The sequence below is a fragment of the Ignatzschineria indica genome, assembly GCF_003121925.1.
Taxonomy (GTDB): Bacteria; Pseudomonadota; Gammaproteobacteria; order Cardiobacteriales; family Wohlfahrtiimonadaceae; genus Ignatzschineria; species Ignatzschineria indica.
The window spans coordinates 1,017,530-1,041,500 of sequence record NZ_QEWR01000002.1 but is presented as its reverse complement, the minus strand read 5'-3'; the positions used below and the strand labels follow the sequence as shown (position 1 = coordinate 1,041,500).

Genomic DNA, 23,971 nt, shown 5'->3' with positions numbered 1-23,971 from the left:
TCATGCGTGAGTTATTGGGTGTAAATGATAAATATTAATGGGATAATTGTTAGTAGGATAATTGATGATATAGATTATCTAAAATTAATCGTTGATTCTCTTTAAAATATATTTTCATTTTTCATTTTTTGTGTTTACTCTATTTTTAGAGTGATATCAACCTAGAGATATCTAGATCCAGCGTTAGCTATAGCATTATCTATATTAAGGTTCTCCTATCAGGAGATCGTTTGTTTGCAGATAGCCTATTAAAAATGGCATTAGATATCTAATACCTAATATTGAGATCTATTGTAGATCATGTTTTAAGTGATTGAGAGGAAGATTAATTTGAGTAATCGAACTATTTGGCTCTTTCCTGGGCAAGGCTCACAAAATTTAGCGATGTTAGAGAATGTTGATCCTCACTATTTTCAGCTAGTTAAAGCCGAAACAGGAAAGGATTTTCAAGAGCAACCACCAGATTTTCAGCAGACTGTCGATATCCAGTTAGCGCTTTTGATCACGGAAGTGAGTGCCGCTGAAAAGTTACGTGAAGCGATGGTTGATATCAATATGGTTGCTGGCCACTCTTTAGGGGCATTTAGTGCTGCTGTTGTGGCACAAGTATTAACACTTACTGATGCCATTAAACTTGTTTATCGGCGCGCTTCATTGATGCAATCACTCTACCCAACAGGATATGGTATGGGGGTGATTACAGGCTTAACACAGCGAGAGTTGGCCACCTTGGTTGATACAAATTTTAGTAGTGACAATCCTGTCTATCTCTCTAATCAAAATGAAGAGTTGCAGCTAACTATCTCAGGAAGTTGGGTAGGGATTGATCGAGTGATTGCCGCGGCAAAAGAGCAGGGAGCGGGATTAGCTAAACGCATAGCGGTACCGACCCCATCCCATTCAATTTTGATGAAGCCGGTAGCTGAAGCATTAGAGCAGTTAGCGACAGAGATTGAGTTTCATCCGCCAACTGTTCCCTATTTAGGGAATTGTACAGGGAGATTGTTGAATGATGCTGATGAGATTGCAGGGGATCTTATCCACAATGTGGTTCATCCTGTAAAGTGGCTCGATATGATGCAGATCGCTGTCGAAAATGGAATGCATCACTTTATTGAGCTACCGCCGGGCAGAGCATTAACGAATCTGGTAAAGCGTAGCTATCCCGACCTATCTACTTATAGTGTCGCTCAATATGGCATATCAGATACCATCTTTTTATATAAGAAACGGAGTAGTGAAGTATGACTAGTGAAAAACAGTGGGATCTTAAACGGCAAAAGAAAATTGCCAAAATGGCTAAAGTCGCCCCAATGATGCAGGGGAAATATATCAATAGCAGTGATATTGTTGCTGCATTAGAAGCACTGATTTCTCCGGGTGATCGTGTTGTTTTAGAGGGTGATAATCAGAAGCAAGCCTCTTTTTTATCAGAAAAGTTATTAGAGGTCGATGTTAATAAGGTTAATCAACTTCATATGATTATGCCGAGTGTTTCTCGGCCGGAACATTTAACGATCTTTGAGAAGGGGATTGCAGAAAAGCTCGACTTCTCTTATGCCGGCGCTCAAAGTTTACGTATCTCACAGATGATTGAAGATCAGGTTGTTAAGTTAGGAGATATTCATACCTACTTAGAGCTTTATGGGCGTCTCTTTATCGATCTAACTCCTAACGTTGTCTTAGTAGCTGCAGATAAGGCGGATAGTGAGGGAAATCTCTATACAGGCTTTAATACCGAAGAGACCCCCACTATCGTTGAGGCGGCGGCATTTAAAGATGGAATTGTGATTGTACAGGTCAATGAGAAGGTTGATCAGCTCCCAAGGATCGATATCCCGGTATCTTGGGTGGATGCCATTGTTGTGGCGGATGAGCCCTATATCTTAGAGCCTCTCTTTACCCGTGATCCGAAAGCGATTACAGAGATTCAGATCTTGATGGCAATGATGGCAATTCGTGGAATTTATGAGAAGCATCAAGTGACCTCTTTAAATCATGGGATCGGATTTAATACAGCGGCGATCGAACTTCTTCTACCGACCTATGGAGAGAAGTTGGGGCTTAGAGGGAAGATTGCTAAACATTGGGCATTAAATCCGCATCCTACGATGATTCCTGCAATTGAATCGGGTTGGGTTGAGAGTATCCATAGTTTTGGCGGAGAGGTGGGAATGGAGCGTTATATCTGCGCCCGCCCCGATATCTTCTTTACAGGGCATGATGGATCGATGCGTTCAAATCGTGCGATGTGCCAAGTTGCCGGTCAATATGCGGTGGATATGTTTATCGGTTCCTCTTTACAGATCGATCGGGATGGAAATTCATCAACAGTAACGTTAGGTCGTCTATCTGGTTTTGGTGGAGCGCCTAATATGGGGCATGATCCTGGTGGTAGAAGGCACTCAACAGCTGCGTGGCTCGATTTAGCAGGGAAAGAGGAGCTTGCTAAGGGGCGTAAAATAGTCGTGCAGATGGTAGAGACTTATGGTGCTAATAAGAAGCCTGTTATTGTTGATCGACTCGATGCAATTGAGGTGAAGAAGCAAGCAAATCTTCCGATCGTTCCCATTATGATTTATGGCGATGATACTACTCATTTGGTAACAGAAGAGGGAATTGCTTATCTCTATAAGGCGGAAGGATTAGAGGAGAGACGTGCGGCAATAGCTGCAATCGCCGGGGTAACGCCTATTGGTGATACTGTCGCAGAGGCAACCGTTCAATCATTAAGAGATCGAGGGATTGTCGCATTGCCGGAGGATCTTCAGGTTGCAAGAACAGAGGCGAAGCGGTCACTACTTGCTGCCTATTCCATTGAGGACTTAGTCACTTGGTCCGGTGGGCTCTATGAGCCTCCTAAGCAGTTTAGAAGTTGGTCTTAAGCTCTGTTTTACCTATTGAGATAGATCATACAGGGAGATGATATTGGTGAATAGATCAATGCAGGGAGAAGTCGCAGTAATGGGGCAGATAAGGATGGCGACCAAGTTGCCGGTAATGGGGACGCAAGGTAGCTTAGCGCACCATTTGGCAATGATGGCTGTCTCGGCACTTATTTTAGAGGTCTCTTTAAGCCCTAAGCCGGGATTAGTCGATCGTTGGAGCAATAATGCCCATCACGATATGGATTGGCAACTGCTTGTGCATTCTGCTGAGAGTCTCTACCCCACCTTTTATCAGATCGCCCTTCGCTCCTTAAATGCGCCTATAGGGCAATCTTTAAGAGAGGATATTGCCGAGATTGGGCGAGAGGGAGAGCGGATCATGTTGCAGATCACAAATGGGATCAATACCCATAAAGGGGCGATCTGGATTTTAGGATTGATGATTGCTGTTTTAGCAAGTTATCGTTGTGAACTCTCTTTCTCACAACTACTGGAGATGATCGGAAAGTTAGCCTCTTATCCTGATAGGCGTTATTGCCGGGATCACTCAACAAACGGTGCAGTTGTCGGGAGGAAATATGGTATTCGCGGTGCATTAGAAGAAGCGAGAGCCGGATTTCCTTCATTGAGCCGAGTGATCGCGATGCCCACTCGATACAATAAAGTGGAGCAACAAGCGCTCTACTGGATTGAGCGACTTTTGCAATTGATCGCGGTTGTTGAAGATACCTGTATCGCTTCGCGCAGTGATCTTAAGACTTTACAAGAGGTACAAGATTATGCGCTTAACATCCTTGTTTTAGGCTTAGATCGACCTGAAGGAGTTAGTGCTTATGTCGAATTTTGTCACTATTGTCGAGATCATTATCTCTCTCCTGGCGGAAGTGCGGATCTATTAGCGGCAATCATATTTTTAGAGAAATTAGGAGTTATTGATGGAACAGTTGCGTTTTAAATATAAAGGGCATGAGCTGATTGAGAATCGTGCTCATATCGGTGTTGTTGGGTCAGGTGATCTTGAGGTGATTTTTGAGCCGATAGAGGGTGAGTATGCAGAAGTCTCTGTTATTACCGGTAGCGATGGCTTTGAAGCTGTGTGGGATAAGGTCTTAACGCGGTTTTTTACCCGTTATCCTCTCTTGGCAAGAGTGACCATTCATGATTTTGGGGCCACTCCAGGCGTTGTGGGTCTTCGATTAGCACAAGCATTAGAGGAGTTGAAGAAAGATGAGAAATAGTTTTGTTGAATTAAATGGTAGAGAGCGAGCAATAGCACTCTTAGATGAAGGAAGTGCAACAGAATTTTTGGATCCTTACGATGGGATTATGAGTCCTTATTTAGTCCCTCAAGGTATCGTGCCACAAAGTGATGATGGTGTGATCTTGATGCGTGGAAAGCTCAGAGGAAGAGAAGCGCTCGTGATCTCTCTTGAAGGCCATTTTCAAGGTGGCGGAATCGGTGAGGTTGGAGGCGCAAAAATCTCAGCTGCATTGGAGATGGTTTTAAAAGAGAATCGTGCCGGTAAAAGAATCTATCCTATCTTAATATTAGATACTGGTGGTGTTCGCCTTCAGGAGGCAAATTATGGATTGCTCTCAATCTCAGAGATTCAGAATATGATCATCGCATTAAGAGAGCATGTGCCGGTAATTGGTCTTGTGCCGGGATTAGTAGGCTCTTTTGGCGGGATGTCTATCACCTCAGCCGTCACTTCTTACCTGATTGCGACCAATCGGGCACGTGTCGGGCTCAATGGTCCTGAGGTGATTGAGCAGGAGGCTGGTGTCCGTGAATTTGATTCGAGTGATCAGTCCCTTATTTGGGATACCATTGGTGTGAATCAGAAGGCGAAGACAGGGTTAGTGGATGAAGTTGTAACAGATGATGTTGCCACTATTATTGCGACAATAGAGAAGGTAATTGCTAATCCTCCAAACAGTTATCGCTCTCGTCAGTTAGATCGTTTTTTAAAGATTTTGGATCAGATCGACTTTTCTCAACCTTTAACGCCAGCTGCGTATGTTGAGCTCTATCAGCAATCGCTAGAAGAGGTGAAAGATTATTGCTTCCCATTAGTGACAGAAAGGGAGAAGCCACAGAGTGAAGGGCGGGGATATCACTGGTTTTCACAATTAACAGGGCTAAAGAATCCACATTCAGAAGTTCCTTCTGTCTTAGCCGCAAATGTAGAGCAAGAGGGGGAGCTACGCCGTTATTTAGCGGTTGTTCCTAATCCTGAGAATCGTTTCTATCGTGTACGAAAAGGGGAAGTTGGGCTACAAGAGGGACTTGTTCTAGCAAAACAGATCTGGGATGCGATTGAAGCAGATCGAAATAAGGAGAAGAAGCGTCCCATTATTATGGTGATCGATGTTCCGAGTCAGGCATATGGCTATAAAGAGGAGCTTATTGGAATCCATCTTGCATTAGCGGCAAGTGTTGATGCTTACGCTTCTGCAAGACAGATGGGACATCCTGTAATTGGGTTAATTGTTGGTAATGCGATTTCAGGGGCTTTTTTAGCTCATGGTCTACAATCGAATCGTCTTATCGCGTTAGATGATAAAAAGATTAATGTGCAAGCGATGTCGAAAGAGTCTGCGGCGAGGGTTACATTGCGAACCATTGAGGAGATCGATGCAGCTGCTGCGAAGGTGCCGGCAATTGCGTACGATATTGAGAGCTTCCAGAAGTTAGGTGCACTCTATCAGCTATTAGAGGTCTCTAATGCAGATCAGCCAACTGAAGTCGATGTTGCGCTTTTGTTGAAGGCAACTAAAGAGGCGATTGCGAGCTTATCGCCGGAAGAGCGTGATTTAAGCTTTCGCTATACAAATCCACAAGCTACCACATTTGGGCGTGTAGAAACCAATAAGGTAAGAGCGCGATTAGAGGAAGTATGGCAATAATTAAACCTCATGATATTGTTGAGATTAAGAAGGGCGTATCGATTGATACGCTCTTTTTTCCCGAATGGGCACTTCAGCGATGGCAGGAGACCGCCTATCATGTTGTAAGAAGAGGTGAAGTGCCGGCAGGAAAGGTTGCGATAGGGATCAGAGGAAAAACACGAGGAGAGCGATATGGTACGGCAATTCCTCGAGAGTGGATTCACTCTGTTATTACTCCAGAGAGTTTAGTGCAAGAGTCGGTTTGGGGAGGATGGCAGCGACAAAAAGAATTTCCTCAAATTATCGACTCAATTCAAGTCTTAGCATCTCTCTTTTCCAAGATCTCTTGGGGGATTGGTGGAAGTTTAGGATATGAGTTAGCCACAGGATTACCGACTCTTTCAGCGCGTAGTGATATCGATATCATCCTTTATCCTCAAAAAAAATTTTCAATTAAAAGTGCAGTTGAGTGGCTATCAGCATTACAATTACTCCCTCAAAAGATCGATGTTCAAGTGGAAGGGCCTAAAGGGGCGTTTCATCTTGAGGAGTATGCTCGAGGAGCTAAGAAGATTCTTCTTAAAAGTGCATCAGGATATCTTTTAACAGAAGATGTTTGGGATGAGACTTCAGATTGAAGTTTAGGCATTGAACTTAAGAGATAAGATTTTGAATTTTTAGCTAGAATTTTTAATTGGAATTTTTGAAGATAGTGAAGAGATAATGAAGATTATCGATTTTTATTAAATGAGACTATTGCAGTAATTTTCAGAGTCGATACTATACTTTGTTATCTTTTAACGAATAGAGCAATTAGATAAAAAATCGCTACCTCATAGCTGGCTTTTAAGATCGATGGTGAGACAATTTTGAGGGTGTGAGAGAATCTTATCTGCTACTTTTATCTACTTATAACTAATATGGTAACAATATACTTATGGAGTTAAAGCGCGCGCAGACACTGCCGAATACAATTAAAGAGGTTATTATTCAAGATATTATTAAAGGGGAGATTCAGCCGCGAGATAAGATTCTTGAGGAGAAATATGCTAAAAAGACGGGGGCGAGCCGTGCTTCTGTTCGGGAAGCTATCTTTATCTTAGTGAGTGAAGGGATCGCGACTAAGGTTGAGAATAAAGGAACTTTTCTAAATAGTTTTACCCTTGAAGAGCATATCGATCTCTATCACCTTCGTTTTTTTCTTGAGAATAAGGCTTTAGAGAAAGTCTCTAGAATAGCGGACCTTGCACCACTTATTGAGCATCTTGAGGAGCTTTCAGCACAGATGCGCTCCAGTTTGCAGGCGATTATCGATAAAGGGGAAGGATCGCGCGAAGAGATGGCTTATATAGGGTTACTCAATTACGAGTTTCATTATGCACTTGTCCAATTCTCAGGAAGTCGAGTTTTGATTGAGCGTTATCCCTCATTTTTTGTGAGCTTAGCCTTTATACAAAATGAGCTCTATCTCCATCAGCGAGCAGAAGTTTATAAACCATTAATAGAACATGATGCTCTGATTGATGCTTTACGGAATCGTGATTTTGATCAATTCTCAACAATTTTGGCAGAGCATCATCAAGATGTATTGCGTCTGTTAGAGAGAGGCGCTGAGAAGGTCTTTCTTTAAAATGATTAGAGAAGCTGCTTACATAGCTAAGTAGTGATATATAGCCATAGAAGAGAAAGCTGAAGAGAAAGCCGAAGAGAAAGTTGAAGAGAAGAGAGAAAGGGGGAGGTTGCGAATCGGCATCTCCCCCTTATGATTTTCTTAACATGTAACATCGAATGTTTTGTATCTGATGCCTAATCGATATCTAGCTCAATTGCTTTCTAGTTTTTGTTATCACGCTTTTATTGATTAAGTGGCTGATCTTCTCTTTTATCATCTTGCTTAGTATGAGAGTTTTTCTCTTTTTTATCACTCTGATCTTCTTGAGATGCATCTTCTTCCACTTTCTCTTGGTGGATATGAAGACCATCATCATCAAAAGAGCAATCTTGGATCGTTGGCCATTCTACATTGAGCTTAATATTTTGTGCTTTAAGTTCCGTCTGCATTTGGCAGAGTGCTTTATCAAGCTTCTCAATATGGTTGAGGAGAAGGTTGATAGCATTTGCTTCAGGATCTTCAATATCATGACTCATCCCATAAGCATTAAAGAGCTTATTAGCGATCTCTTTTTTAAGATTTGGACGATCCGGTTTGGATAGACGAGCAGGAATACCGACTGCGGTTGTATTATCAGGGACTGCTTTAACGACAACAGAGTTAGCACCGACGCTCGCATTATTTCCTAAAGTGATGGGGCCTAATACTTTTGCACCCGCTCCTACAACGACATTATTACCTAAAGTGGGATGGCGCTTTCCTTTTTCAAGGCTTGTTCCACCCAGCGTAACCCCATGGTAGAGAGTACAATCATCCCCAATCTCTGCAGTCTCTCCAATGACAACTCCCATTCCATGATCGATAAAGAGGCGGTCACCAATTTTTGCCCCAGGATGGATCTCAATACCGGTTAAGAAGCGATTCCATGTGGAGATCCAGCGGGCTACTGTTTTAAAACGTTTACGCCAGAGGGCATGTGCAATCCGATGAATCCAGACAGCCCAAAGACCGGGGTAGGCGAGGAGAATCTCTAGAGAGGTTCTCGCTGCCGGATCAAATTTTTTAATATTGTTAATATCATCTTTTACTCTTTTTATCATAAATCTCTACTCCTCTTTTTCAGCTTCTTCGTCTGTTTTGGGATCTACTTTGGGGTCTACTTTTTTCGTTTGTTTCTCTAAAGCATTTAGGGTTCCACGTAAGATATTGATCTCTTCTTGCGTTAAAGCCGCCTTTTTATAGAGCTTTCGTACCTTGCGCATGAGATGCTTGGGATTATTGGGATCAAGAAAGTCACTTTCGATCATCACTCGTTCTAGGTGGGAGAAGAGCCCTTCTAATGCTTCGTGAGTTGCAGGAAGCTCGCCGGCATAGTGCGGGGCTTTAATGATCGCTTTTGCTTTCTCTTGTGAGAGTAGTCGGCGCAAATCATAAGCAATAATCTGGATGGCTTGAGAGATGTTGAGAGAATTGTAATTATTTTCTGTCGGGATATAGAAGAGTTTGTCGCAGATATCGACCTCTTCATTAGTTAACCCCGTTCTCTCTGTACCAAAGAGGATCGCAATCTTCGCATCAGGTGTTTGTGAGAGAATTGAGCGGATCTCTTCAATACCCTCTTCAATAGGGAGCTCTGGCTTACCGATATGGCGACTTCTAGCGCTAGTGCCGAAGATATATTGACAATCTGCAACCGCCTCAGAGAGCGTCTCAGTGACAATGGCATTTTCTAAGACATCAAGAGCACCACTTGCTAGGGCTGTAGCCTCTTTACTTGGGAATTTATGAGGATTCACTAACGTTAAGTTATATAATCCCATCACCCGCATCGCTCGTGCTGCCGCACCGATATTTCCGGGATGTGTCGTATTAACCATAACAATTTTAATAGATTGCAGTGGGGATTCATTGTGCATCAGTTGACTCGCTTTTATGCTTTTAATGATATATTGACGCCCTAAGTAGGGAGTGGGGATCTAATCGCTGTTAAAATAGAGCGGAAACTCTCTTTATTCCCCTTCAAGTTGCTTATTATATTTATTGATTAAAAAGCATCAGTAAAGTGTGCATCAGTAAAATAGAAAAGCAGAAGAGGGGAGGGGCTCTTTGAAGGAGGTATTCGCTCTATTAAAATTATTTATTTTATTTATCCTACACTCTCTGATTTTAAGTGAAGAGAGCTAGAATGATCTAAGGTCAATCTTCAATTCGAATCATGACCTCGAATCATGTACTCGATTGAACACCGATTGAATTTCGAACTCATTTTAATATGGCTTAGGATTATAGCAACTATTAACATAAGAGAGGACAAGATGCCTAAAAACTTTATACAAGATATCGCCGGACGCCTTCATGATGCGCTCCCTGATGGGGTAAAAAATGCCGGTGGCGAAGTGGAGAAGTTAGTCAAAGAGGGGGTTGATTCAGCCTTGAGTAATTTTAAATTTGTTCGCTATGAAGAGTTTGAGATTCAAGAGAAGGTTCTATTGAAGACAAGAGAGAAAGTGGAGTTGTTGACGCAGCGCGTGGCAGAGCTAGAAGCGAAACTTGATCAGCTTTTGTTAGATAAAGAACAGGCTGAAAGTGATGATGCTTCCATCTTATTAGCGGACTCTTCAGGGGAGTTGCCAGAAGATTAATTGGAAATCGATAAGGGGAAATAAGCGATCTCTCCATTGTGATAAATGGAGGTGGAAAAAGGGTTAAACGTGGGATGAAAGAGCGATCAATAGCTCATTGGTAAAAAATAAAGTAGAGATTAAAAGCAGATTGAGCGAAGGAAGATAAAGCAGGATTTAGAAGCTGTGGTGCTATTCAATCGATGCTAAATGAAGTACTATATTCACAAATTTTGTTGAGTCTCAAATCTAATATAAAGGAAGTGTATAGTTATGAGTCAAGCCCCTAAATATAAGCGCATTTTATTGAAGCTCAGTGGCGAGGCATTAATGGGTGACGCCGATTATGGTATCGATCCGGTTACTATCGGACGTATTGCCGATGAGATCAAGGCATTAAACCGTATTGGTGTTGAGGTCGGAGTTGTAATCGGTGGTGGGAATATCTTTCGTGGGGCAGGATTAGCAGAAGCGGGGATGGATCGTGTTGCTGGTGACCATATGGGGATGTTGGCAACTGTGATGAATTCATTAGCGCTTCAAGATGCATTGGAATCTCGGGATGTTTACGTTCGAGTGATGAGCGCTATTCGTATCAATGAAGTGTGCGAAGATTATCTTCGTCGCCGTGCTGTTCGTCATCTTGAGAAAAAGAGAGTGACTATATTTGCCGCAGGTACCGGTAATCCGTTCTTTACAACAGACTCTGCTGCAGCACTTCGTGCGATTGAGATCAATGCTGAAATTATGTTGAAAGCGACAAAAGTAGATGGCGTCTATACCGCAGATCCGATGAAAGATCCTACCGCAACACGATATGACCATATTACTTTTACCGATGCACTCACTCAAAATTTAGGGGTTATGGATGCCACAGCCCTCGTGATGTGCCGTGAAAATAATCTCCCCATTAAGGTCTTTAATATCTTTAATGAAGGCGATCTAATGCGTATTGTAAAGGGTGAGCCGGTAGGAACTTTAGTATCAGAGACCGCTCCTGAATAGGAGTATGGTAAAATTATTCTAGTTTTTTAATAATCTTAAATAGTTTTAAAGTGAGAGATGCTACTGGCTCAGTAGCCCGCAGGCATCTCCTTTTTTAGAAAAATTGAACAACAGTTGAATAAAAATTGGAGAAAATTTAAATGACGCAAAATATCATCAAAGATGCAAAGACTCGTATGGATAAATCAGTTGATGCACTCGCTAGCGCCCTTGGGAAGATTCGTACAGGTCGTGCTCATATCTCAATTTTAGATCATATTGAAGTTGAATATTACGGTTCTATGGTGCCATTAAGTCAGGTTGCTAACTTAACAGTGCAAGACTCTCGAACTTTAGGTGTTGCACCATGGGAAAAACAGATGGTTGGTCCTATCGAAAAAGCGATTATCGATAGTGATTTAGGCTTAAACCCAGCAACAACCGGAACCTTAATCCGTATTCCACTTCCACCATTAACAGAAGAGCGCCGTAAAGAGTTAGTGAAGTTAGTCGGCGGTGAAGCAGAACAAGCGAAAGTAGCCGTGCGTAATATTCGTCGTGATGCTAATAACCAGATCTCTGCTTTAGAGAAAGAGGGTGAGATTTCAGAAGATGTACAGCGCCGTACAGAAGATGAGATCCAGAAGTTAACTGACGCTACGATTAAAAAAATTGATGAAGTACTCGCAGCGAAAGAAGAAGAGTTAATGGAAATTTAAGCTAAGGGTTAAATGTGAGCGAAGGTAAAGAGCGCTGTCAACATGTTGCCATCATTATGGATGGCAATGGCCGTTGGGCTGAAAGAAATCGTTTAGCACGAGCATTAGGGCATCGAGCCGGTGTAAAGGCAGTTAAACGGAGCGTTGAGTGTGCAATCAAAAATGGTATTAAAGTCTTAACCGTTTATGCATTTTCAACGGAGAATTGGAAGAGGCCTCAAGAGGAGGTCTCTTACTTAATGGATCTCTTTTACCAAACATTAGAGGGGCAACTCAAAGCACTTCATCGTGCGGGGGTTCGCCTCTCTTTTATTGGTGATCTCTCCCCGCTCTCTGTAAAGTTGCAGGAGAAGTTATTTGCTGCGGTAGAACTTACTCAAGATAATGATGTGCTAGATTTTGTAGTTGCGATCAATTATGGCGGACGGCAAGAGATCGTCAATGCTTGTAAGAACTTGGCTGAAGAGGTGATTGCTGGAGATCTTGAGATCGATGAGATTACAGAGTCTCGATTTGAGAAAGCGCTAACAATGAGTGACCTTCCTCCTGTTGATCTTTTGATCCGTACAAGTGGAGAGCAGCGAATTAGCAACTTCTTAATTTGGCAGTTAGCTTATGCTGAACTCTACTTTATCGATTGCCATTGGCCCGATTTTGGTGAGAAAGAATTTGAAGCCGCTTTGGCTGAATTTTATCGTCGTGAACGACGATTTGGTGGGAGATAAATTATGAAGCAACGTATTATTACCGGCATTATCTTAGGGGTTGCGGCACTACTTGCCATCCTTTTTTTACCAACCTCTCTCTTCTCTCTCCTACTCTTTTTGATCTCGGTTATTGGGCTTTTTGAGTGGAGTAATCTCTTAAAGCTCTCAGGGATGCAGAAAGGGGTCTATATTGGTGTCGGTTCTATTACACTCTTACTCGTTGTTGGCGCGCTTTTATTGGGTAATCGCGAGACAGATCAGATTGTTGGTGGACTTGCGCTCTTTGTGCGCAGTAATCCACTCCTCTTTGGGCTTTTACTGCTGATGTCCCTCTTTTGGCTCATGATGCCTTTTATTCTCTCCATCTATGCGAGAAGGCCGCTCTCCTTTCTAACTAATAGAGAGTTTCTCTTCGTCGTCAGTATCCTTTCACTAGCTGCATTAATGATCACTTTAACGGTATTGCAACAAGGGCTTATTCTGCTCCTCTACCTTATTTTATTGGTGATTATTGCCGATAGTGGTGCCTATTTTGTTGGGCGGAAATTTGGTAAGAGAAAGTTGGCCGTCACCATTAGTCCAGGGAAGAGTGTTGAAGGTGCTATTGGCGGGATTGTTCTTGCAGGGCTCTTCTCTTTAGCGGCAATTCTCTACTTTACAAGTGATGAAACTGCGATCTTTATCGCGCAAGAACGAATGATGTTAATCCTTAACTTCGTCTCTTTGAGTCTTCTGGTAGTGATTATCTCTATCTCTGGCGATCTCTTTGAGAGTGTGGTGAAGCGTCATGCTGGAATGAAGGATAGCGGTAATATTTTGCCAGGCCATGGTGGGGTATTAGATCGTATTGATGCTTTAACGGCAGCTGCGCCGCTCTTCTTTGTAGGGTTAAGTTTTATATGAAAAAACAGATCTCTATTTTAGGTGCAACAGGTTCGATTGGTGATTCAACACTTAAGGTGATTCGCAACAATCGCGCGCTCTATCAAGTTCACTCTCTGGTTGCGAATCAGAATGTTGATAAGATGATGCAACTCTGTCAGGAGTTTGAACCTAAGTATGCAGTTTTAGAGAATGAGTCTGCAGCTAACAGCCTTAAAAAGTTGGTAGAAGCCGCTAACTTACCAACGGTAGTGCTAGGGGGTGAGGCGGCTATTATTGAGCTTGTAACAGAGAGGGAAATAGATCTTGTTGTCGCAGCGATCGTAGGGGGAAAAGGGTTTCTCTCGAGCCTTTCAGCCGCTAGAGCAGGGAAAACCATTTTATTGGCGAATAAAGAGACGCTTGTTTTAGGTGGAGCACTCTTTATGGCGGAAGCAAAAGCTCATGGCGCGACGATTTTGCCAATCGATAGTGAACATAATGCGCTCTTTCAATCACTTCCTAAAAGAGGTGATGAGTTGAGTTATGAAGGTGTTAAACGTCTAATTCTAACTGCTTCCGGAGGGCCCTTCAGAGGTTATCAGAGACAAGATCTAGAGAAGGTAACGTTAGAAGATGCTCTCAAGCACCCTAATTGGTCTATGGGGGCAAAGGTGACGATCGATTCGGCAACTTTGATGAATAAGGGACTTGAATTGATCGAAGCACATTTTCTCTTCTCCATGCCGGTAGAGAAGTTGAGTGTTGTGGTTCACCCTCAAAGTATGATCCACTCATTGGTTGAGTATATAGATGGCTCTTTGATCTCTCAGATGGGTGCTGCTGATATGGCAATTCCTATCGCGCATGCATTAGCATATCCGCAACGAGTTGTATCGGGGGCATCCTACCTCGACTTGACAAAGATGTCAGCATTAACTTTTGAAGAACCTGATCTTGTCACTTTTCCTGCACTTCGCCTTGCGCAGGAGTCTCTTATTGCCGGCACACCCTACTTAGTGGCACTCAATGCTGCTAATGAAGTTTTTGTGTCGGCATTTTTAGCACAAAAAATCACCTTTGTTGAGATAGCGGATAAGGTGGCTGAAGTTTTAGACCGAGTGGTGATGTCAGCTAATGCATTACAGACAGAGGAGGCTCTTTTAGCGTATGATCAAGAGATTCGTCAGATGGCTAAGGCACTCTGTTAAGTTGTAAAATTTTACTAAAAAGGCTGATCTTAAATGTCGATGTTGTTTAACTCTATCTTTGGTTTTTTAATTCTGATGGGTGTTTTGGTGACACTCCATGAGTTTGGCCATTTCTATGCAGCAAGAAAGTTAGGGTTTAAAGTCTTAACCTTTAGTATCGGTTTTGGAAAGAAAGTTTGGAGCCGCCGAGGCAAAGATGGTGTGGAGTATCGTATCGGCCTTATTCCGCTAGGTGGATATGTTGCGATGCTAGATGATCGCGTTCATAAAGTCGATCCGGCGGATCAGAGTAAGACTTTCAATGCGCAACCTATTTGGAAGCGTGCAGTTGTGATTGCTGCAGGCCCTTTAGTCAATCTTCTCTTTGCGATTATTCTTCTTTTTGGCCTCTATCTCTATGGAATGCCAGCATTTAAAGCAAAAATTGATACCCCTCCGGTTCAATCTGTCTTTGCTGAGGCAGGATTTGAGCGGGGAGATGAGATTATTGCGGTTGAAGGGAACTCAGTTCGTACCTTTGAAGAGATGATGATGCGTTTTGTAGAACATCTTAATGATGGTAAAGCAGATGTTGATGTTTTGCGAAATGGACGTCTAGAGCAGATAGAGATTAGAATGGATGAGCCCTTAAGACTTAATGCGAATCAATATATCGATCAGCAATTAGGGATTAATCTCTACATGCCGAGAGTGCCGGCAAAAATTGGTGTTCTGACAGATGGTGGTGCAGGTAAGCTTGCAGGATTACAACTCGATGATGAGATTCTTAAAATTGGTAACCAGCGTATCGATTCCTGGCAAGACCTTCTTTTAACAATGGCACAGTTAGAAGCTGCGTCAGATAATAAAGTTTTGCTACCGGTTGAGGTTTTGCGTAAAGGGCAGATTATTGAGGTGCCGATTGAGTTGAACCGTAATGAGAGTGGTCGGTTTATGTTAGGCGTCGGCATTACGCAGCTCTCGCCGGAGGTTGCCGCTGAGTTTGAGCAGATGCAGACATTGCAAAAGTATCCTCTTTTTGAGGCTTTTCAATATGCTATTGCTGATACTTATCAAAATTCTCTTATGATTTTTAAATTTATCGGTAGAATGATAACAGGTGATATTCACCCTAATGTGATGGCAGGCCCTGTAACGATTGCAGATGTTGCCGGCAAGAAGCTTGATGCAGGCTGGGTCTACTTTATTCAATTGATGGCGCTCTTTAGCGTCAATCTCGGAATTTTAAACTTACTACCGATCCCGGTTCTAGATGGCGGACGGTTAGTCGGTTTAGGAATTGAGGCGACGGTAGGTCGGGATAGAATCCCGCAAACACTCTCGATGCGAGTGATGCAGATCGGTGCTCTCTTCCTATTTCTATTTATGGCTTTTGTGATCTTTTATGATATTAGCAAGTGGTTCTAAATAGATAATTAATTGGAATTTTTGAAGTTATTCGGTATATTAACGCAGTTTATAGATGCATTTCTATGCCCTAATTATTAGAGAAAAATATAATGGCTATTGTCGATATAAAGAGAGTTTTTTTAGCTACGAGCTTAATGCTTGGGGCCGCAGCTTTTGCCCAAAAGTATGAAGTGAAAGATATTCGCGTAGAAGGATTAGAGCAGGTTAACCCGGGTGTTGTCTTTACTACTTTAGGTCTCAATCCAGATGCCCCAGTTCAAAAGGGGAATGTTAAAGATATCGTCGAGAAGCTTCATGCTACGGGACTTTTTAAAAATGTCACAGTGAAAACGCCCAATGGAAGAATTTTGGGGCGTACAAGGCCAAAATCGATTACAGTAGCAGTTCCGGTACAAAAACAACCATCGACGGTGCGTGGTGCCGGCCCATTTGGTAATATCCGTACAGAGCCTGTTGAGCCTGAAATTGAATATATTTATGAAGAGATTCCCTGTACATTTGATGATCCGCGCTGTCAGCCGGTAGAGTCAACTGTACGTTCAAATCTGATTGTTGAGTTAGAAGAGTATCCTGTTCTTTCCCGAGTCACCTTTAAAGGAAATCGTGATCTAAAAGATCCTCAGCTCAATCAGATTATCTCAGCGGCTAATCTTAAAGTGGGAGAGAGCCTTAAAGACTCCTCATTAGAAAATGCAAAAAACAATCTTCTTAAGGCTTATGAGACCCGTGGTAAATATGCGGTAAGAATTGAGCCCAAAGTGATCGAGTTACCCCGTAATCGTGCCGAAATTCAATTTGAGATTTCAGAAGGGCGTACAGGGCAGATTAAAAAGATTAACTTTACCGGTAATGAGAATGTCTCTGATAGTAAATTATTGCGTCAGATGCGTGTTCGAGAGTCGGGCTTTAGAACAATCTTCTCTTCCGGCGATCGCTATGATCCTTACACTATTCAAGATGAACTCGATCAAGTTCAACAATATTATCGTAATAATGGTTATCTCAAGGCTGAGGTCAACTACTCAAGTGCGACCATTAGCCCTAATCAGGATACAGTCTATCTTGATATCGATATTCATGAAGGGAAGCAATACCACTTCGGTGATTTCACCATTGTTGGAAACTATCCGAGCGTTGATAAAGAGGAGTTACTCTCCTTAATTGATATTAAACCGGGTTCACTCTATCGAGCTAAAACAGTTGAAGCAGCAGTTAAAACGTTGCAAGATCGATTAGGAAATGAGGGGTATGCTCAAGCGCGAGTCAACGCAATTCCTCGAATCAATGAAGAGACCGATACCGTTAGCTTCTCCTTTGCAATCGACCAGGGTGAACGTTACTACGTTAATCGTATCAATATCGAAGGTAATGAGCGAACGCAAGATGAGGTATTCCGTAGAGAGTTAAGACAGATGGAAGGGGGCCCGTTTGTAACAAGCGATATTGAGCGCTCACGGGTTCGTATTCAGCGTCTTGCACATGTGGAAGATGTTGAGGTCTTAACTGAGCCAGTCGAAGAGGGTGTGGTAGATCTGACCTACCGTGTTAAAGAACGTAGTGCCGGATCGATCACTTTCGGCTTAAGTTATGGTATGGATAGTAAGTTTGGTATTAATGCCGGCTTCAATCAACCGAACTTTATGGGAACAGGGCATGAACTCAATGTTCAAGCTGAAACCAATAAGAGCGGCAGTTACTACGGCATCGATTATATGAATCCCTACTTTACAAAAGATGGATTAAGTGCAGGTGTCTCCTTAAGTTATAGTAAGCAGAAGCATGACTATGACGATAGTGGTAACTACATTGCCGATGGACTCTCTTTAATGTTCAATTTCGGTTACCCACTCTCTGAATATACTGCGATTCGTGCCGGAATTGGTTATGAGCAGTTAAAGCTTCGTACAACTCATGCGTCTCCTAATAAGATTGTTGAAGAGATTGCAAAATTAGATTGTGGAATGGCTTGTGTTAATAGCCATACTGAGGGGCGACTCTATAAGGCAAAATTGAACCTCTATCGAGCGAATGTTGGAATCTATCGCGATACTCGAAATAGAACGATCTTCTCATCGGAAGGTTCTCTCAATAGTGCAACGATTACGGGAACATTGCCGGGATCAGACTCTAAATTCTACAAATTACTCTTAAAACATCAGAGCTACTATCCATTGAGTGAGAATGAGGATTATGTATTCTCTCTCCGTGGCGATATCATGATGGGCTGGGGTTACGGGAATGATGGTGATACTTCACTTCCATTCTTTGAAAACTTCTATGCCGGTGGTTTAGGATCGGTTCGTGGTTATCGCGGAAGTTCAATCGGGCCAAAATATGAAAATGGCGACTCGATGGGGGGTTCATTGCGCTATAACGCGACAGCAGAATTGATTATGAAGGTTCCTGGATTCCAAGATAATAATGATGTTCGTTGGAGTCTCTTTGTGGATGCCGGGAATGTTACCTCAAAACCGAGTAAACCAGAATTTGGAGATGTGAGTTATTCAGCGGGAGCAAGCTTTGTCTGGTTATCCCCACTTGGTCCACTTGCATTCTCCTATGCGAAGCCATTTAAAACTCGTGAAGGTGATAGAGAGCAGAAATTCCAGTTCTCAATTGGTATCCCTTACTAAGTCGTGGTGAAAAGATAATGTTTAAAGGCATTTTAAGAAAGGGAGCAGCAGTACTATTAACTGCTGCTTTCATTGTTTTTACTCCTATCTCCTCTGCAAAAGAGTTAAAGATAGGCGTGGTTGATATTAATCTCTTATTAGAGAAATATATTGAACAGAAGGATATCTATTCGCTTCTCAATGAGGAGTTCTTTGCAAGAGATCAATACCTTCTCAATAAGCGTGATCAGATTGAAAGTCTGCGCCGAGAATTGATGAATGGTAATAATGAAGCCTCAGTTGCGCGTGAGTTAGAGCGCCATATTGTCAATCTTGAACGAGAGTTTGTCCGACTCAGTAATGACACGCGTCAGGAGTTCAATCTTCGTAAAAATGAGGAGCTCTATAAGCTACAAAGAGAGATCAATAACGCAATATTAGAATATGCACAAGATCACGATTATGATCTGATTTTAGAGTCAGGATTACTCTTTTCTAAAGAGTCACTCTATTTAACAGAGCCGATCTTCCAAACATTAGTGAAGGAAGAGTCGCAAGAGAAAACGGAAGAGAAAAGCGAGAAGTAGATGACATTACAACAGATTTTTGATTACCTTATCTCAAAAGGTGAAGTGGTTGAGCTCCATGGTGATGGTGCAATTAATATTTTAGGGCTCTCCACAATCCAGCATGGAAAACCTAATACGCTCTCTTTTTTCCATAATCCCCGCTATCGTCAATATCTAGAGAGCACGGAAGCTTCTGCTATCTTAGTTGATGCTCGTAATTTTGAGCATGTTACTCAGCCAGCAATTATCTGTCAAAATACCCATGCCGCATGGGCCTATGTGACTCAGCTTTTTCAGGAAGATTATCGTAATTTTTCAGGAATCGATCCCACTGCGAGAATCGCGCCGACCGCAAAAATTGGTGAAAATGTGACGATCGGTGCTTACAGTGTGATTGGGGAGAATGTGGTCATTGGCGATAATAGTTATATCGATGCCCACTGTATGATTGAGCGAGATGTGACGCTTGGTGAATCTTGCTACCTCTTTTCTAGCGTTACGGTTCGCTATGAGTGTCAGTTAGGGGATCGAGTTGTTCTGCACCCTAATGCCGTGATCGGTGCTGAAGGTTTCGGTTTTGCCCGAACGAAAGCAGGTTATATTAAGGTTGCACAATTAGGGCGCGTGATCTTAGCGGATGATGTTGATATTGGTGCCGGCAGTTGTATCGATCGCGGTGCGATAGAAGATACGATTATTGGTAGAGGAACGAAGATCGATAACCATGTGCAGTTAGGGCATAACTGTATTGTTGGAGAAAATACTGTTATCGCGGGTTATACCGGTATTGCCGGCTCTACAGATATCGGAAACAATGTGGTTATTGGTGGCGGCGTTGGTATGAATGGTCATATGAAGATTGAAGATAATGTGGTTGTTACCGGTGGTACGCAGGTGAGTCAGCCACTTAAGTCAGGAAAGATCTACTCCTCCATTCCTCCTGTTTTGGAAAATCGCGAGTGGCGCTATAATAGTGCCCGCATTAAGCGTTTGGGAGATCTCTTTGATCGGGTCAAAAAGCTAGAAGCTCAATTAGGGCAGTTAGCAGCATTAGATCAGTCAAATAGAGAGAAGTAGAGGGTAAGCGGAGAGTAATAAGGAAGTAAAAAAGCGTTAGATTAAAAGCGTTAAAGTGTCACTAAAAAATTAGTGAAGAGTTAGTGAAGAATCAGTGAAGAATTAGTGAAAACATTAAGTTAGATATCAGTTTAGATATTAGTTTAGATATTAAATAGAAGAGAATAGAGAATAATAATTATGAGCGATAACAAAGTAATCGATATCAATGAGATCATGACATATTTACCCCATCGATACCCTTTTTTAATGATTGATCGTGTACTTGACTTTACGCCAAATGAGACGTTACACGCTCGTAAAAATGTCACCTATAATGAGCCCTTTTTCCAAGGCCATTTTCCCGTTAAACCGATTATGCCTGGAGTGCTTATTTTAGAAGCATTAGCCCAAGCGACCGGCATATTGAGTTTTAAATCGGTTGAAGATTATGACTCTACTGATCAATCGATCTATTACTTTGTGGGTATTGATAAAGCCCGATTCCGTAGACCTGTTGAGCCGGGTGATGTTCTAGATCTTAAAGTACAATTTCTTCGCGCAAAAAGAGGAATTTGGGCTTTTGAAGGGAAGGCATATGTTGATGGCAAATTAGTGTGCCAAGCTGAATTGATGTGTACTCGCCGTGAGGCATTTGAATAATGAAAAAAGTATTAATACATCCAACCGCAGTGATCGATCCTTCTGCAAAATTGCATGAGAGTGTGGAAGTTGGACCTTATTGCGTTATTGGACCTGATGTAACGATTGGTAAAGATACCGTTTTGACTTCTCATGTTGTGATTCAAGGGCCTACAACGATTGGTGAGGGGAATACCTTCTATCAGTTCTGCTCGATTGGTGAAGTGCCACAGGATAAGAAGTTTAAAGCGGGAGATAAGGTCTTTCTAGAGATCGGTGATCGCAATACGATACGGGAATATGTCAGTATCAGCCGCGGAACGATCCAAGATAATGCTGTGACAAAGATCGGTGATGATAATTGGATTATGGCAACATGTCATATTGCTCATGATTGCATCGTGGGAAGTCGTACTATCTTTGCAAATGGCGCCTCTTTAGCAGGTCATGCCGTGATAGAAGATGATGTCATTCTCGGTGGCTATTCGATGATCTATCAACGCTGCCGTATTGGTGAAGGTGCAATTACAGGGTTCTCTTCCGGTATTCATCGGAATGTTCCTCCTTTTGTAACTGCCGCAGGATATCGTGCAGTTCCATCAGGAATTAACTCAGAAGGGTTGCGTCGAAGAGGGTTCTCACCTGAAGCGATTAAGGCAACGAAAGATGCTTATAAGGCACTCTACCGGCAAGATCTCTCTCTTCAAGATGCGATCTTAAAGATTAAAGAGTTAGCAGTAGATGCCCCTCATCTTGAGAAGATGGTGAAGTTCTTAGAAGAGACGGAAGATCGCGGTATTATTCGTTAGTCATTATGGCAGATCGATTAGAGATCGAGAAGAGGGTGCGTTAAAGGCATGGGAATCTCTTCTTATATCATTTGATCAATGATGCTAACAGATGATTCTAATAGATGATGCTGAGATGATATTTGATAATGACACTTAATAGATAATAGAGGAGAAGCGAAAGAGAGATCTTGTAGCTATTTCGATATCTATTAGGTGTTTTTCTTTTTCTTGTTTCTTATTTCTCTATTTTTTTTTAATAAGATTGATAGCATCAAAATTGATAGTGGTAGATAGGATTGGTAGCAATTGTAGATTTTTTTAGAGTGCTTGAGGTTTGTAAAATATATCGAGCGTATCGAAGTTGTAGCATAAAATTGTGAAGTAGATAAAGTTGTAAACTATTGCAAGCTATAACGATGAAAACTAGTGATAAGGTAGGCCTAAACTGAGAGAAGCAATGAGAGTCGGTAGAGAGATAAATCGAGGAGATAGAGATGAGTAGAGTAGATGATCGTGAACCAGAAGTACTTGATCGAACTTCGATAGAAGTTAATTTAGAGGAGCAAACACCTCTGTTTATGCTCGTTGCCGGTGAACTATCAGGAGATCTCTTAGGCGGTGGATTGATAACATCACTTAAAGAGAGCTACCCCAATGCGCGTTTTTTCGGTATTGGGGGACCGATGATGATTGAAGCGGGTTTAGAATCGATTGCCCCTATAGAATCACTCTCTATCATGGGACTTGTAGAGGTTCTCAAAGAGTTACCTAAACTCCTTAAGATTAAAGCGGAATTGGTCACTGTGGCAAAAGAGCGCCGACCTCTCTGTTTTATTGGTATCGATGCTCCTGATTTTAATCTTCGTTTGGCAAAGTCTCTCAAAGCGCTTGATATTACTACCTTTCAATATGTCTCACCTTCGGTTTGGGTTTGGCGAGAAGGGCGTGTTAAACAGATTCGGAAATATATCGATCGTGTATTAACCCTCTTTCCTTTTGAGGTGGACTTCTATCAAAAACATCAAGTGGATAGTATCTGTGTCGGTCATCGTCTAGGGGGTGAGATTCCTTTGGAGATCGATCGAGCTTCTGCAAAAGTAGCATTAGATCTTCCTCAAGAAAGGGAGTATTTAGCAATATTGCCGGGAAGCCGTCGAGGAGAGATTAATCGATTATTACCCCTCTTTTTAGAGAGTATCCCCTTGATTTTAAAGCGTTTCCCTACATTAGAGTTTCTAATACCGGCAGCAACTCCAAAAATTTATCAGATGATTCAGAGTGCCCTATGGGAGCTTCCCTTTGAATTGCGGGAGAAGGTGCATCTATTTCAGGGGCGCTCACGAGAGATTATGAGTGCTTCAAAGGGAGTTCTACTAGCTTCGGGAACCGCTGCTTTAGAGGCGATGTTGTTGAAGCGATTGATGGTTGTCTGTTATCGCTTTAATGCTATTACTGCATGGTTAGCACCTAAAATCGTAAAAATTTCCCATTTCTCACTTCCCAATATATTAGCAAAAGAGCCCCTTGTAACGGAGCTTTTCCAACAGGAGGTCACACCAGAGAGGATTGCTTTAGAAGTTGGGGAAATCTTGAAAGAGAGTCCTGAAAATAGTGAGAAATTAGCACAATTTAACGAGATGCATCTCTCATTACGCCTCGATTCTGATCAAGTGGCAAAAGAGGCTGTTATCTCCCTTTTAAAAGAGCGAGGGCTTCTCTTATGATAAAGTCAGAAGATCAGCAACTAGGACTCTTTCCGGAAGAGGATTTTATAGGTTTAGTTGCCGGTGTTGATGAGGCGGGCAGAGGGCCACTCTGTGGTGATGTTTATGCTGCTGCAGTGATATTAGATCCTGATTGCCCTATTAAGGGGCTTGATGATTCTAAGAAGTTGAGTGAGAAGCGCCGGGCTATTTTAGCTTCCGAGATTAAAGAGAAAGCATTAGCATGGGCCATTGCCAGTAGCTCCGTTGCAGAAATTGATGAGATCAATATTCTACAAGCAACACTATTAGCGATGCGTCGTGCTGTAACTGCACTCTCTATTCAGCCTCAGTTACTTCGAGTTGATGGGAATCAAGATCCGAAAAGTGATGTGCCGGCAATTACGATCATCAAGGGGGATGCTCTCTTTGCAGAGATTAGTGCGGCCTCTATTTTAGCAAAAGATGCGCGTGATCAATCGATGTATGAAGCGGATCAAGACTATCCGCAATATGGGTTTGGTCAACATAAAGGGTATGGGACAAAGGCGCACTTAGCAGCTTTAGCGCAATATGGGGTAACACCGCTCCATCGCACCTCTTTTGCCCCGATTAAACGCTTGATTGAGAAAGCGGAAGTTAGGGATTGATAAAAGACAACCTTTGGAAAACATAGTAGAATAGTGAAGAGTT

General features: G+C 42.3%; 23 protein-coding genes. 21 read left to right on the top strand and 2 right to left on the bottom strand.

The window, feature by feature from the left end; all coding sequences use genetic code 11:
* Positions 1-330 precede the first annotated feature (330 nt).
* The 7 genes from DC082_RS04635 to DC082_RS04605 all read left to right on the top strand — a co-directional run bounded on the left by DC082_RS04635 (position 331) and on the right by DC082_RS04605 (position 7,410).
* On the top strand, positions 331-1,248 hold the full coding sequence (locus DC082_RS04635; RefSeq protein ID WP_109235948.1) for an ACP S-malonyltransferase: 918 nt from the start codon (positions 331-333) through the stop codon (positions 1,246-1,248).
* Positions 1,245-2,885, top strand: a complete 1,641-nt coding sequence (gene mdcA / locus DC082_RS04630; RefSeq protein ID WP_109235947.1) for a malonate decarboxylase subunit alpha — start codon at positions 1,245-1,247, stop codon at positions 2,883-2,885. Before DC082_RS04635 ends, mdcA begins: the two co-directional genes overlap by 4 nt.
* 46 nt (positions 2,886-2,931) lie before the next feature.
* Complete coding sequence (locus DC082_RS04625) at positions 2,932-3,843, top strand: triphosphoribosyl-dephospho-CoA synthase (RefSeq protein ID WP_157957405.1); 912 nt, start codon at positions 2,932-2,934, stop codon at positions 3,841-3,843.
* Complete coding sequence (locus DC082_RS04620; protein ID WP_109235945.1) at positions 3,824-4,126, top strand: malonate decarboxylase subunit delta; 303 nt, start codon at positions 3,824-3,826, stop codon at positions 4,124-4,126. Before DC082_RS04625 ends, DC082_RS04620 begins: the two co-directional genes overlap by 20 nt.
* A complete protein-coding gene (gene mdcD / locus DC082_RS04615; RefSeq protein ID WP_109235944.1) occupies positions 4,116-5,798 on the top strand; it encodes a biotin-independent malonate decarboxylase subunit beta in 1,683 nt (560 codons plus the stop codon). The genes DC082_RS04620 and mdcD overlap by 11 nt, the downstream gene beginning before the upstream one ends.
* Positions 5,789-6,418: a malonate decarboxylase holo-ACP synthase gene (locus tag DC082_RS04610; protein ID WP_109235943.1), complete on the top strand. Its 630-nt coding sequence runs from the start codon at positions 5,789-5,791 to the stop codon at positions 6,416-6,418. Before mdcD ends, DC082_RS04610 begins: the two co-directional genes overlap by 10 nt.
* Before the next feature lie 299 nt (positions 6,419-6,717).
* The gene (locus DC082_RS04605) at positions 6,718-7,410 is read left to right on the top strand and encodes a GntR family transcriptional regulator (protein ID WP_109235942.1); all 693 of its coding nucleotides are present in this window, start codon (positions 6,718-6,720) and stop codon (positions 7,408-7,410) included.
* 224 nt (positions 7,411-7,634) lie between these two features.
* On the opposite strand, the gene epsC is transcribed toward DC082_RS04605, so the two are convergent.
* Together epsC and DC082_RS04595 are read right to left on the bottom strand one after the other, a co-directional pair.
* Positions 7,635-8,492: a serine O-acetyltransferase EpsC gene (epsC, locus tag DC082_RS11085; RefSeq protein ID WP_109235941.1), complete on the bottom strand. Its 858-nt coding sequence runs from the start codon at positions 8,490-8,492 to the stop codon at positions 7,635-7,637.
* A gap of 6 nt (positions 8,493-8,498) precedes the next feature.
* Positions 8,499-9,308 (bottom strand): RNA methyltransferase, encoded by an 810-nt coding sequence (locus tag DC082_RS04595; RefSeq protein WP_109235940.1) that lies wholly within the window; start codon positions 9,306-9,308, stop codon positions 8,499-8,501.
* A gap of 399 nt (positions 9,309-9,707) precedes the next feature.
* Between DC082_RS04595 and DC082_RS04590 the strand changes: the two genes are divergently transcribed.
* The 14 genes from DC082_RS04590 (at position 9,708) to rnhB (ending at position 23,928) form a co-directional block, all read left to right on the top strand.
* Positions 9,708-10,034 (top strand): accessory factor UbiK family protein, encoded by a 327-nt coding sequence (locus DC082_RS04590; protein ID WP_094566837.1) that lies wholly within the window; start codon positions 9,708-9,710, stop codon positions 10,032-10,034.
* A gap of 252 nt (positions 10,035-10,286) precedes the next feature.
* Positions 10,287-11,018, top strand: a complete 732-nt coding sequence (gene pyrH / locus DC082_RS04585) for a UMP kinase (RefSeq protein WP_094566838.1) — start codon at positions 10,287-10,289, stop codon at positions 11,016-11,018.
* A gap of 140 nt (positions 11,019-11,158) precedes the next feature.
* Complete coding sequence (frr, locus tag DC082_RS04580) at positions 11,159-11,716, top strand: ribosome recycling factor (protein WP_109235938.1); 558 nt, start codon at positions 11,159-11,161, stop codon at positions 11,714-11,716.
* Positions 11,717-11,730: 14 nt separating this feature from the next.
* The gene (gene uppS, locus DC082_RS04575) at positions 11,731-12,441 is read left to right on the top strand and encodes a polyprenyl diphosphate synthase (protein WP_189363303.1); all 711 of its coding nucleotides are present in this window, start codon (positions 11,731-11,733) and stop codon (positions 12,439-12,441) included.
* Positions 12,442-12,444: 3 nt separating this feature from the next.
* The gene (locus tag DC082_RS04570; RefSeq protein WP_109235937.1) at positions 12,445-13,326 is read left to right on the top strand and encodes a phosphatidate cytidylyltransferase; all 882 of its coding nucleotides are present in this window, start codon (positions 12,445-12,447) and stop codon (positions 13,324-13,326) included.
* Positions 13,323-14,495, top strand: a complete 1,173-nt coding sequence (dxr, locus tag DC082_RS04565; RefSeq protein WP_109235936.1) for a 1-deoxy-D-xylulose-5-phosphate reductoisomerase — start codon at positions 13,323-13,325, stop codon at positions 14,493-14,495. The genes DC082_RS04570 and dxr overlap by 4 nt, the downstream gene beginning before the upstream one ends.
* Positions 14,496-14,528: 33 nt before the next feature.
* Positions 14,529-15,902 carry an RIP metalloprotease RseP gene (gene rseP, locus DC082_RS04560; protein ID WP_109235935.1) on the top strand — a complete coding sequence of 458 codons (1,374 nt, stop codon included), beginning with the start codon at positions 14,529-14,531 and terminating at the stop codon, positions 15,900-15,902.
* 92 nt (positions 15,903-15,994) lie between these two features.
* Positions 15,995-18,538, top strand: a complete 2,544-nt coding sequence (bamA, locus tag DC082_RS04555; RefSeq protein ID WP_109235934.1) for an outer membrane protein assembly factor BamA — start codon at positions 15,995-15,997, stop codon at positions 18,536-18,538.
* A 17-nt stretch (positions 18,539-18,555) separates the two neighbouring features.
* Positions 18,556-19,104 carry an OmpH/Skp family outer membrane protein gene (locus DC082_RS04550; protein WP_109235933.1) on the top strand — a complete coding sequence of 183 codons (549 nt, stop codon included), beginning with the start codon at positions 18,556-18,558 and terminating at the stop codon, positions 19,102-19,104.
* Positions 19,105-20,163 (top strand): UDP-3-O-(3-hydroxymyristoyl)glucosamine N-acyltransferase, encoded by a 1,059-nt coding sequence (gene lpxD / locus DC082_RS04545; protein WP_109235932.1) that lies wholly within the window; start codon positions 19,105-19,107, stop codon positions 20,161-20,163.
* 177 nt (positions 20,164-20,340) lie between these two features.
* Complete coding sequence (gene fabZ, locus DC082_RS04540; protein ID WP_369828055.1) at positions 20,341-20,805, top strand: 3-hydroxyacyl-ACP dehydratase FabZ; 465 nt, start codon at positions 20,341-20,343, stop codon at positions 20,803-20,805.
* Positions 20,805-21,593 carry an acyl-ACP--UDP-N-acetylglucosamine O-acyltransferase gene (gene lpxA / locus DC082_RS04535; protein ID WP_094566847.1) on the top strand — a complete coding sequence of 263 codons (789 nt, stop codon included), beginning with the start codon at positions 20,805-20,807 and terminating at the stop codon, positions 21,591-21,593. The genes fabZ and lpxA overlap by 1 nt, the downstream gene beginning before the upstream one ends.
* A 476-nt stretch (positions 21,594-22,069) precedes the next feature.
* Positions 22,070-23,299, top strand: coding sequence for a lipid-A-disaccharide synthase (gene lpxB / locus DC082_RS04530; RefSeq protein WP_109235931.1), 1,230 nt, complete (start codon positions 22,070-22,072; stop codon positions 23,297-23,299).
* The gene (gene rnhB, locus DC082_RS04525) at positions 23,296-23,928 is read left to right on the top strand and encodes a ribonuclease HII (protein WP_109235930.1); all 633 of its coding nucleotides are present in this window, start codon (positions 23,296-23,298) and stop codon (positions 23,926-23,928) included. Before lpxB ends, rnhB begins: the two co-directional genes overlap by 4 nt.
* Positions 23,929-23,971 lie beyond the last annotated feature (43 nt).

Bases quoted from the DNA above. Each gene is read 5' to 3' on its own strand.
- mdcA (WP_109235947.1), top strand. From the start codon at position 1,245: ATGACTAGTGAAAAACAGTGGGATCTTAAACGGCAAAAGAAAATTGCC.
- DC082_RS04620 (WP_109235945.1), top strand. From the start codon at position 3,824: ATGGAACAGTTGCGTTTTAAATATAAAGGGCATGAGCTGATTGAGAAT.
- mdcD (WP_109235944.1), top strand. From the start codon at position 4,116: ATGAGAAATAGTTTTGTTGAATTAAATGGTAGAGAGCGAGCAATAGCA.
- DC082_RS04610 (WP_109235943.1), top strand. From the start codon at position 5,789: ATGGCAATAATTAAACCTCATGATATTGTTGAGATTAAGAAGGGCGTA.
- DC082_RS04605 (WP_109235942.1), top strand. From the start codon at position 6,718: ATGGAGTTAAAGCGCGCGCAGACACTGCCGAATACAATTAAAGAGGTT.
- epsC (WP_109235941.1), bottom strand. From the start codon at position 8,492: ATGATAAAAAGAGTAAAAGATGATATTAACAATATTAAAAAATTTGAT.
- DC082_RS04595 (WP_109235940.1), bottom strand. From the start codon at position 9,308: ATGCACAATGAATCCCCACTGCAATCTATTAAAATTGTTATGGTTAAT.
- DC082_RS04590 (WP_094566837.1), top strand. From the start codon at position 9,708: ATGCCTAAAAACTTTATACAAGATATCGCCGGACGCCTTCATGATGCG.
- pyrH (WP_094566838.1), top strand. From the start codon at position 10,287: ATGAGTCAAGCCCCTAAATATAAGCGCATTTTATTGAAGCTCAGTGGC.
- frr (WP_109235938.1), top strand. From the start codon at position 11,159: ATGACGCAAAATATCATCAAAGATGCAAAGACTCGTATGGATAAATCA.
- DC082_RS04570 (WP_109235937.1), top strand. From the start codon at position 12,445: ATGAAGCAACGTATTATTACCGGCATTATCTTAGGGGTTGCGGCACTA.
- dxr (WP_109235936.1), top strand. From the start codon at position 13,323: ATGAAAAAACAGATCTCTATTTTAGGTGCAACAGGTTCGATTGGTGAT.
- rseP (WP_109235935.1), top strand. From the start codon at position 14,529: ATGTCGATGTTGTTTAACTCTATCTTTGGTTTTTTAATTCTGATGGGT.
- bamA (WP_109235934.1), top strand. From the start codon at position 15,995: ATGGCTATTGTCGATATAAAGAGAGTTTTTTTAGCTACGAGCTTAATG.
- DC082_RS04550 (WP_109235933.1), top strand. From the start codon at position 18,556: ATGTTTAAAGGCATTTTAAGAAAGGGAGCAGCAGTACTATTAACTGCT.
- lpxD (WP_109235932.1), top strand. From the start codon at position 19,105: ATGACATTACAACAGATTTTTGATTACCTTATCTCAAAAGGTGAAGTG.
- lpxA (WP_094566847.1), top strand. From the start codon at position 20,805: ATGAAAAAAGTATTAATACATCCAACCGCAGTGATCGATCCTTCTGCA.
- lpxB (WP_109235931.1), top strand. From the start codon at position 22,070: ATGAGTAGAGTAGATGATCGTGAACCAGAAGTACTTGATCGAACTTCG.
- rnhB (WP_109235930.1), top strand. From the start codon at position 23,296: ATGATAAAGTCAGAAGATCAGCAACTAGGACTCTTTCCGGAAGAGGAT.